The following is a 10,013-nucleotide window of genomic DNA, read 5'->3' on the forward strand; positions in this document are numbered from 1 at the left end:
GAGACAACGCATGAGCGGAAGAACATTCGGCGGTGGTACCGCGGTGCTGGTCCTCGAGGACGGACGCGTCTTCCGCGGGACCGTGTTCGGTGCGGTCGGCCAGACGCTCGGCGAGGCCGTGTTCACCACAGCCATGACCGGGTACCAGGAAACTCTCACCGACCCGAGCTACCACCGGCAGATCGTCGTGGCCACCGCCCCGCAAATCGGCAACACCGGCTGGAACGACGAAGACAACGAATCCGTGGGCCCCAGCGGCAATCCCGCCGAGTCCCGTATCTGGGCCGCCGGATACGTGGTGCGCGACCCCTCACGCACCACCTCCAGCTGGCGCGCCACCGGGTCGCTGCAGGATGAACTCGAACGTCAGAACATCGTCGGGATCGCAAGCATCGACACCCGCGCGCTCGTCCGTCACCTGCGTACTCTCGGCTCCATGCGCGCCGGCGTCTTCTCCGGTGAGGCACTCGCCTGGAAGGGCGACGACATCGACGTCGACGTGCTGGTCGACCGCGTCAAGACGCAACCGCCGATGCTCGGCGCGAACCTTGCCCGCGAGGTCACCACGGAGACCGGATACATCGTCGAGCCGGACGGTGAAGTCCGTTTCGAGGTGGCGGCTCTCGATCTCGGCATCAAGAGCAACACTCCGCGCATGCTCGCTCGCCGTGGCATCCGGGTGCATGTGCTGCCTGCCACCACCACGCTGCACGACATCCTCGAGCTGAAGGCCGACGGCGTGTTCCTGTCGAACGGGCCAGGGGACCCCGCCGCCGTCGACGACGTGGTGCACCTGACCAAGGAAATTCTCGGGCAGGGCCTGCCGCTGTTCGGTATCTGCTTCGGCAATCAGATCCTCGGCCGGGCACTCGGTCTGTCCACCTACAAGATGAAGTTCGGGCACCGCGGTCTGAACATCCCGGTGATCGACCACGAGACCGGTCAGATCGCCATCACGTCCCAGAACCACGGCTTCGCGCTCGAAGGTGAGGCCGGGCAGGAGTTCGACACACCGTTCGGCCGCGGGAAGGTCACCCACACCTGCGCCAACGACGGTGTCGTCGAGGGCGTCCGGTTGCTCGACGGCTCGGCGTTCTCCGTGCAGTACCACCCCGAAGCGGCGGCAGGACCACACGACGCCGTCGACCTGTTCGATCGTTTCACCAGCATGCTCGAGGGAGAGAAGAACTGATGCCACGCCGTACCGATCTCTCCCACGTCCTGGTCATCGGCTCCGGCCCGATCGTCATCGGGCAGGCCTGCGAGTTCGACTACTCGGGCACCCAGGCGTGCCGGGTGTTGCGCGAGGAGGGCCTGCGGGTCTCCCTGATCAACTCGAACCCGGCCACGATCATGACCGATCCAGAATTCGCCGACGCGACGTACATCGAGCCGATCACCGCCGAGTTCGTCGAGAAGGTCTTCGCTGCCGAAGCGGCCAACGGCACCCCCATCGACGCGGTGCTCGCTACCCTCGGTGGCCAGACCGCGCTCAACACCGCGGTGGCGCTGTCGGAACAGGGCCTCCTCGACAAGTACGACGTCGAACTGATCGGCGCCGACTTCGACGCCATCCAGCGCGGCGAGGACCGGCAGAAGTTCAAGGACATCGTCGCCAAGTGCGGTGGCGAGTCCGCACGGTCCGCCGTCTGTTACACGATGGACGAGGCCCGCGCGACCGTCGCCGAGCTCGGCTACCCCGTTGTGGTGCGCCCCTCGTTCACCATGGGCGGACTCGGCTCCGGTATGGCCTACAACGAGACCGACCTGGTACGCATCGCAGGCGGAGGCCTCGCCGCGTCGCCGACCGCGAACGTCCTGATCGAGGAATCCATCCTCGGCTGGAAGGAATACGAACTCGAGCTGATGCGTGACGGCGCCGACAACGTCGTGATCGTGTGCTCGATCGAGAACGTCGACCCGGTCGGGGTGCACACCGGCGACTCGATCACCGTCGCCCCGGCGATGACGCTGACCGACCGCGAATATCAGGCGATGCGTGACCTGTCGATCGCGATCCTGCGCGAGGTGGGTGTCGACACCGGCGGCTGCAACATCCAGTTCGCAATGGACCCGCGCGACGGGCGCCTGGTTGTGATCGAGATGAACCCGCGCGTGTCACGTTCGTCGGCGCTCGCGTCGAAGGCCACCGGGTACCCGATTGCGAAGATGGCCGCCAAACTCGCGATCGGCTACACGCTCGACGAGATCGTCAACGACATCACCAAGGAAACTCCGGCGTGCTTCGAGCCGACGCTCGACTACGTCGTGGTCAAGGCACCGCGGTTCGCGTTCGAGAAGTTCCCGGGCGCCGACGGCACCCTCACCACCACCATGAAGTCGGTGGGTGAGGCGATGTCGATCGGCAGGAACTTCACCGAGGCGTTCGGCAAGGTGCTGCGGTCCCTCGAGACCAAGCGCGCAGGCTTCTGGACCGGCCCCGATGTCGATGGCAGCCTCGACGAACTGCTCGAGGCGATCAAGACCCCCACCGAACAGCGGTTCTACCAGATCGCGCGTGCCCTGGATCTCGGCGCGACGGTGGAGCAACTGTTCGACGCCACCGCCATCGATCCGTGGTTCCTCGACCAGTTCCAGCAGATCACCGCGCTGGGAGCGCAGGTACGCACCACCGAGCAGTTCGGCGCCACGGAGTTGCGCTTCGCCAAGCATCACGGATTCTCCGACCGGCAGCTCGCTGCGCTGCGGCCGGCACAGTTCGAATCCGAGGACGCCGTACGGGCACTGCGCACCGAGCTGGGCATCCACCCGGTGTACAAGACCGTCGATACCTGCGCCGCGGAATTCGACGCGAAGACCCCGTACCACTACTCGACGTACGAACTCGACCCGGCGGCCGAGTCGGAAATCGCCGAGCAGCGCGACCGTCCGAAGGTGCTCATTCTCGGTTCCGGTCCGAACCGGATCGGTCAGGGCATCGAGTTCGACTACTCGTGTGTGCACGCGGCGCTGACGCTGTCGGAGGCCGGCTACGAGACGGTGATGGTCAACTGCAACCCGGAGACCGTTTCCACCGACTACGACACCGCGGATCGCCTGTACTTCGAGCCCCTCACCTTCGAGGACGTCCTCGAGGTGTACAGCGCCGAATGCGCATCCGGCACCGTCGCGGGCGTGATCGTGCAGCTCGGCGGTCAGACGCCGCTGGGGCTCGCGCGCCGTCTGAAGGAAGCGGGCGTTCCGATCGTGGGTACCAGCCCCGAGGCGATCGACCTCGCGGAGGACCGCGGCGAATTCGGTCGTGTCCTGGACGAGGCGGGTCTGCCTGCCGCGAAGTACGGCACCGCCACCACCTTCGACGGTGCCCGCGAGATCGCCGCAGACATCGGGTACCCCGTGCTGGTACGCCCGTCCTACGTGCTCGGTGGCCGCGGCATGGAGATCGTCTACGACGAGAAGGCCCTCGCCACCTACATCGAGAACGCCACCGAGATCTCGGATGACCGTCCCGTGCTGGTGGATCGGTTCCTCGACGACGCGATCGAGATCGACGTCGACGCTCTGTGCGACGGCACCGATGTGTATATCGGCGGCATCATGGAGCACATCGAGGAGGCCGGCATCCACTCCGGCGACTCGGCGTGTGCGCTGCCGCCGATCACACTCGGTCGAGCCGACATCGAGAACGTCCGCCGTTCCACGGCGGCGCTCGCGAAGGGCATCGGCGTCAAGGGTCTGCTCAATGTCCAGTACGCCCTCAAGGACGACATCCTCTACGTCCTCGAAGCGAACCCGCGCGCGAGCCGCACGGTGCCGTTCGTGTCGAAGGCCACCGCGGTGCAACTCGCGAAGGCGTGTGCGCGGGTGATGCTCGGCGAGAGCATCGCCGAGCTGCGCGTCTCGGGCATCCTGCCCGCGACCGGCGACGGCAGCGACACCCGGCTCGACACTCCGGTCGCGGTCAAGGAAGCGGTGTTGCCGTTCAACCGGTTCCGCCGCGCCGACGGTACCGGTGTGGATACCCTGCTCAGTCCCGAGATGAAGTCGACGGGCGAGGTCATGGGCATCGACGACGACTTCGGGACCGCGTTCGCCAAGAGTCAGGCCGGCGCGTACGGACCCCTGCCCACCTCCGGTGTGGTGTTCGTCTCGCTAGCGAACAAGGACAAGCGGTCGATGATCTTCCCGGTCAAGCGGCTCGCTGATCTCGGATTCCATGTGATGGCCACCGTCGGGACAGCAGAAGTGTTGCGTCGCAACGGCATCTCGTGCGAGCAGGTGTACAAGGTGTCGGGTGAGGACCGCCCGGAGGGCGCGCTGGACATCGTCGACCGGATCCGGGCCGGCGACGTCGACATGGTGATCAACACCCCGTGGGGCAATTCCGGTCCGCGCGTCGACGGGTACGAGATCCGCAGTGCCGCGGTCGCAGCCAATATTCCGTGTGTCACCACCGTGCAGGGCGCGTCCGCCGCGATCCAGGGCATCGAAGCGGCCCTTCGCGGCGACATCGGGGTCTCCTCGATCCAGCGTCTGCAGGCACGACTGCGCGACAGCCTCGCGCAGTGACCGAGCAGACCCGGCGATCGAGGGCACTGCAGTGACCGAAGACACCGCAGTGACCGGAAATGCCGCAGTACCGGCTCCGTTCGGACAGCGGCTCGCTTCGGCCCTTGCCGAGCGCGGGCCGCTGTGCGTGGGCATCGACCCACATCCGCAACTGCTCACCGCATGGGGCCTGACCGTCGACGTCGCAGGCCTCGAGGCCTTCAGCGAACGGTGCGTCGAGGCGTTCGACGGGGTCGCGCTGGTCAAGCCGCAGGTGGCGTTCTTCGAGGCGTTCGGGTCGGCGGGAATAGCCGTTCTCGAACGCACCCTCGATGCCTTGCGGAGCTCGGGCATCCTGGTGCTCGCCGACGCCAAACGCGGCGACATCGGCTCGACGATGGACGCCTACGCCCGCACCTGGCTCGCCGACACCTCTGAGCTGCGCTCCGATGCCGTCACCGTGTCGCCCTACCTGGGCTTCGGTGCGCTCGCTCCGGCCCTGGAGCTGGCCGCACAGACGCAGCGCGGGGTGTTCGTACTCGCGGCCACCTCCAATCCGGAGGGCGCTCAGGTGCAACGGGCCAGGGCGAACGACGGTCGTACCGTCGCGCAGGTGATGGTCGACGAGGCCGCCGGACGAAACGCCGGCGCCGACATTCTCGGATCGGTGGGTGTGGTGGTCGGCGCAACCTTGACCGACGCACCGGACCTGAGTGCGCTGCACGGGCCGATCCTGATGCCCGGTGTGGGTGCGCAGGGCGGCACCGCCGACGATGTGCGTCGGCTCGCGGGTGATGCGCTCCGGTCGGTGGTGCCGAACGTCTCACGTGAGGTGCTGCGGGCCGGTCCGTCCGTCGCAGCGTTGCGCGACGCAGTCGCCCGCACGGTCGACGGATTCGCGTTCCTCCAGGCCTGAACCACGGCCGAACATGCACGGTGCACGTCTTTGTGCAGCTCTGTGCCCTGCGCGACACGCGCAGGGCACAGATTTTTTTCATCCAGTGCTTCGAACGGGTCGCGCTCGTGGTGCGGTGCCGACACCCGGGTGCTCCGGCGACGCGGCGCGCACCACGAGACGTGCCCCTCACCTGGGATTTTTCACTGACAGGGGAGATGACGGCCGTTCCGGCCACGCGTCGACCTGCGGGTTCTCGACCGCGGGATCGGAATGCACTACCGCACGGATTTTCGAGTGGAACGGCGGGGGTCGAGTTCGCAATCGTCGGCGCGTCTGAGTACGGTCGCTATCGCCGCTGGTTACAGCGGTCGAAGACTGTTTTCCAACGATGAGACGGAGGAACCGTGGCCCTTCCCCAGCTGACTGCCGAGCAGCGCGCCGCTGCTCTGGAGAAGGCGGCTGCTGCCCGTCGTGTCCGGGCGGAGCTCAAGGAGCGCCTGAAGCGCGGCGGCACCGACCTCAAGCAGGTGCTCAAGGATGCCGAGAGCGATGAGATTCTCGGCAAGATGAAGGTGTCTGCCCTGCTCGAGGCACTGCCGAAGGTTGGCAAGGTCAAGGCGCAGGAGATCATGACAGAACTGGAGATCGCTCCGACCCGCCGTCTGCGCGGACTCGGTGATCGCCAGCGCAAGGCGCTGCTTGCCAGGTTCGATTTCGAAGCCTGAGCACAGTGGTAGCTGACGCACAACCCGTGTCGGACAGCGCGCCCGAGACGCGAAGGGGTCGGCTGGTCGTTCTGGCCGGCCCCTCCGCCGTCGGGAAGTCGACTGTCGTGCGCGTCCTGCGCACCCTGGTGCCGGACCTGCTGTTCAGCGTGTCGGCGACGACCCGCGACCCGCGGCCCGGAGAGGTCGAGGGGCACGATTACTACTTCGTCACCCGGGACACCTTCGATCGCATGATCGACAACGGGGATCTGCTCGAATGGGCGGACATCCACGGTGGCCTGCAACGATCCGGGACCCCGGCGGCACCTGTCAGGGAAGCCCTCGAGACAGGCAGGCCCGTGCTCGTCGAGGTCGATCTCGCCGGAGCCCGCGCCGTCCGCGCCGCGATGCCCGAGGCCACACTGGCGTTCCTCGCGCCGCCGAGTTGGGAGGTGCTCGTCGAGCGCCTGACCGGTCGTGGCACCGAATCCGAGGATGTCGTGACCCGCCGGCTCGAGACCGCGCGCACCGAACTCGCCGCGAAGGACGAGTTCGACATCGTCATCGTCAACGACGATGTCGACCGCGCTTGCGCAGAGTTGGTATCCTTATTGGTCGGACCCCACGCCACCTAGCCCAGGTTCGCGACCGACCCGTCGGTCGAGGGCGGTTTCGGGTGCGTGTCCGCCACAGTTTTCATTCCCGCCGATACTCAGGAGAACACCGAGTGAGCAGCATTCAGGCAGCCGCGATCGATATCGCGGGCAACGCCCTCCCGGTCTACGACACCCCGTTGGGTATCACCAACCCGCCGATCGATGAGCTGCTCGAGCGTGCGTCCTCGAAGTACGCGCTGGTGATCTACGCGGCCAAGCGTGCCCGGCAGATCAACGACTACTACAACCAGCTCGGCGACGGCATCCTCGAATATGTCGGTCCGCTGGTCGAGCCCGGCCTGCAGGAGAAGCCGTTGTCGATCTCGATGCGTGAGATCCACTCGGATCTGCTCGAGCACACCGAAGGCGAGTGAACGCTCCGGCTGTCGACGGCGCCTCGGACTCCGGGCGCCGTCGCGTCGTCGTCGGGGTTGCCGGTGGGATCGCCGCCTACAAGTCCTGTGCTCTGATCCGCGCGCTCACCGAGTCCGGACACCAGGTCCGCGTGGTGCCGACCGAATCCGCCCTGGAATTCGTCGGGCGAGCCACCTTCGAAGCACTGTCCGGAAACCCTGTGCACACGGGTGTGTTCACCGATGTGCCACAGGTACCGCACGTGCGCCTCGGCCAGGAGGCAGACCTCGTCGTCATCGCCCCCGCAACCGCCGACCTGATGGCGCGCGCCGCGACCGGACGCGCCGACGATCTGCTCACCGCGACACTGCTCACCGCGCGGTGTCCGGTGATGTTCGTGCCCGCGATGCACACCGAGATGTGGGAACACCCCGCCACGGTCGACAACGTCGACACCCTGCGCCGCCGCGGCAACATCGTCGTCGAACCCGCGTCGGGACGACTGACCGGCAAGGACACCGGAGCCGGACGCCTGCCCGAACCGGAGGAGATCTTCGCGCTCGCCTCGCTGTTGCTCGAGCGTGCTGATGCGCTGCCCCGCGACCTTGCCGGGCGCCGCCTGGTGATCTCCGCAGGCGGAACCCGCGAACCTCTCGACCCGGTTCGTTTCCTCGGCAACCGCAGCTCCGGCAAGCAGGGTTACGCGCTCGCACGCCTCGCCGCGCAGCGCGGCGCCGACGTCACTCTCGTCGCAGGGGCGGTCGCCGGCCTCGACGATCCCGCCGCCGTCGACGTGGTGCGGGTCCAGACCGCGCAGCAGATGGGCGAGGCGGTCGCCAAACACGCGGTCGGTGCCGACGCCGTCATCATGTCGGCCGCGGTCGCCGATTTCCGCCCGGCGAACTTCGTCACCAGCAAGATCAAGAAGGGTGCGGGGGAGCCGGACTCGGTGGCGCTGACCAAGAACGACGACATCCTCGCCGGCCTGGTGCGCTCTCGCAACGACGGCACGCTGTCGGCCGAGACGGTCATCGTCGGGTTCGCCGCAGAAACCGGCGACGAACAGGGCGATGTCCTCACCTATGCCCGCGCGAAGCTCGCCCGTAAAGGGTGCGATCTACTCGTGGTCAACGCCGTCGGCGACGGCAAGGCCTTCGAAGTCGACCACAACGACGGGTGGCTGCTCGCTGCCGACGGCTCCGAGACCGCGCTCGCGCACGGCTCCAAGGCGCTGATGGCCAGTCGGGTGCTCGACGCATTGCGCCCCCTGTTGCCGCGGTCGGGTTGATCAGACCCGCCGAGCAGTTTCGCCCGAGTGATTTTCAGCACTCGCGCCGACGCTCCGGGCGCAGTAGCGTCTGCACGTGGTCGGATGTGTTCCGATCGGCAGCGTTCGTGTTCCACCAGGTTCGTGTCAGCGCTACATCCAACAGTCGAGAGGGAGTTCTGTGAGCAAGACCGGCGGTCGGCTTTTCACCAGTGAGTCCGTGACAGAAGGACACCCGGACAAGATCTGTGACGCGATCAGCGACTCCGTCCTCGACGCGCTGCTCACCGAGGATCCCCGCTCGCGTGTGGCGGTCGAAACTCTCGTCACCACCGGACAGGTCCACGTCGTCGGTGAGGTCACCACTTCCGCGTACGCGGACATCCCCAAGATCGTGCGCGACCGTGTCCTCGAGATCGGATACGACTCGTCCTCCAAGGGCTTCGACGGCAACTCGTGCGGCGTCAACATTGCGATCGGCGCACAGTCGCCCGAGATCGCCGGCGGCGTCGATGTCTCCCACGAGGCACGCACCGGCACTTTGACCGACGATGAGGTCGCCCTCCAGGGCGCCGGCGATCAGGGCCTGATGTTCGGCTACGCCTGCTCGGACACCCCGGAACTGATGCCGCTCCCGATCTCCCTATCGCACCGGCTCGCTCGCCGGCTCACCGAGGCGCGCAAGACCGGTGTGCTGCCGTACCTGCGGCCCGACGGCAAGACCCAGGTCACCATCGAATACGACGGCGACACCCCGGTCCGTCTCGACACCATCGTCATCTCCACGCAGCATGCCGCGGACATCGACCTGAACAACCTGCTCGCCCCCGACCTGCGCACCCACGTCGTCGACGCCGTGCTCGCCGACCCGAACCTCGCGCACCTCGACACCTCCGACATCCGGTTGCTGGTCAACCCGTCGGGGTCGTTCGTCCTGGGCGGCCCCATGGGCGACGCAGGCCTGACCGGCCGCAAGATCATCGTCGACACCTACGGCGGCATGGCCCGCCACGGTGGCGGTGCGTTCTCCGGCAAGGACCCGTCGAAGGTCGACCGTTCGGCCGCCTACGCCATGCGATGGGTCGCGAAGAACGCCGTCGCCGCCGGATTGGCCGACCGCATCGAGGTACAGGTCGCCTACGCCATCGGCAAGGCCGCACCCGTAGGCCTGTTCGTGGAGACCTTCGGTACCGAGAAGACCGACCCCGCGCAGATCCAGCAGGCCATCGGCGAGGTCTTCGACCTGCGTCCCGGTGCGATCATCCGCGACCTCGACCTGCTGCGCCCGATCTACGCGCAGACCGCCGCGTACGGCCACTTCGGCCGCACCGACATCTCTCTGCCGTGGGAGAGCACCGACCGCGCCGAGAAGCTCCGCGCGGCAGCCGGTCTGTAACCCGGCGACGGGGCAGTAGTGGCCGAGCAGCGCCGCGCCGCCGAGGCCGACCCGGTCGCGCGGGTACTTCCGCTGCTTCCGCTACCACACCTCGACCGCGAGTTCGATTATCTGATCCCGCACGACCTCGACGCGGGCGCCCCCCCGGGCGGCCGCGGCCGGGTGGGGGTGGCGGGGGGGCGCGGGGGCGGATTCCACCAGGCCCGGGCTCGTATAAACATCTGAC

8 protein-coding genes are annotated in these 10,013 nt (G+C 67.3%); all 8 read left to right on the forward strand.

Annotated features, from left to right (window positions below):
• Positions 1 to 10: 10 nt before the first annotated feature.
• The 8 genes from carA (at position 11) to metK (ending at position 9,787) form a co-directional block, all read left to right on the forward strand.
• The gene (carA, locus tag ACFWCF_RS05230) at positions 11 to 1,192 is read left to right on the forward strand and encodes a glutamine-hydrolyzing carbamoyl-phosphate synthase small subunit (protein ID WP_378558060.1); all 1,182 of its coding nucleotides are present in this window, start codon (positions 11 to 13) and stop codon (positions 1,190 to 1,192) included.
• Positions 1,192 to 4,530, forward strand: a complete 3,339-nt coding sequence (gene carB / locus ACFWCF_RS05235; RefSeq protein ID WP_378558063.1) for a carbamoyl-phosphate synthase large subunit — start codon at positions 1,192 to 1,194, stop codon at positions 4,528 to 4,530. The genes carA and carB overlap by 1 nt, the downstream gene beginning before the upstream one ends.
• A 31-nt stretch (positions 4,531 to 4,561) precedes the next feature.
• Entirely contained in the window at positions 4,562 to 5,425 is an 864-nt protein-coding gene (pyrF, locus tag ACFWCF_RS05240) for an orotidine-5'-phosphate decarboxylase (protein WP_378558066.1), read from the forward strand.
• Between the two features lie 386 nt (positions 5,426 to 5,811).
• The gene (gene mihF / locus ACFWCF_RS05245; protein WP_054807928.1) at positions 5,812 to 6,132 is read left to right on the forward strand and encodes an integration host factor, actinobacterial type; all 321 of its coding nucleotides are present in this window, start codon (positions 5,812 to 5,814) and stop codon (positions 6,130 to 6,132) included.
• A gap of 5 nt (positions 6,133 to 6,137) precedes the next feature.
• On the forward strand, positions 6,138 to 6,749 hold the full coding sequence (gene gmk, locus ACFWCF_RS05250) for a guanylate kinase (RefSeq protein ID WP_378558070.1): 612 nt from the start codon (positions 6,138 to 6,140) through the stop codon (positions 6,747 to 6,749).
• Between the two features lie 92 nt (positions 6,750 to 6,841).
• On the forward strand, positions 6,842 to 7,144 hold the full coding sequence (gene rpoZ, locus ACFWCF_RS05255) for a DNA-directed RNA polymerase subunit omega (RefSeq protein WP_378558073.1): 303 nt from the start codon (positions 6,842 to 6,844) through the stop codon (positions 7,142 to 7,144).
• Positions 7,141 to 8,412 carry a bifunctional phosphopantothenoylcysteine decarboxylase/phosphopantothenate--cysteine ligase CoaBC gene (gene coaBC / locus ACFWCF_RS05260; RefSeq protein ID WP_378558076.1) on the forward strand — a complete coding sequence of 424 codons (1,272 nt, stop codon included), beginning with the start codon at positions 7,141 to 7,143 and terminating at the stop codon, positions 8,410 to 8,412. Before rpoZ ends, coaBC begins: the two co-directional genes overlap by 4 nt.
• 160 nt (positions 8,413 to 8,572) lie before the next feature.
• Positions 8,573 to 9,787 carry a methionine adenosyltransferase gene (gene metK / locus ACFWCF_RS05265; RefSeq protein WP_378558079.1) on the forward strand — a complete coding sequence of 405 codons (1,215 nt, stop codon included), beginning with the start codon at positions 8,573 to 8,575 and terminating at the stop codon, positions 9,785 to 9,787.
• Positions 9,788 to 10,013 lie beyond the last annotated feature (226 nt).

The sequence above is a fragment of the Rhodococcus sp. NPDC060090 genome, assembly GCF_042729855.1.
Classification (GTDB): Bacteria; Actinomycetota; Actinomycetes; order Mycobacteriales; family Mycobacteriaceae; genus Rhodococcus.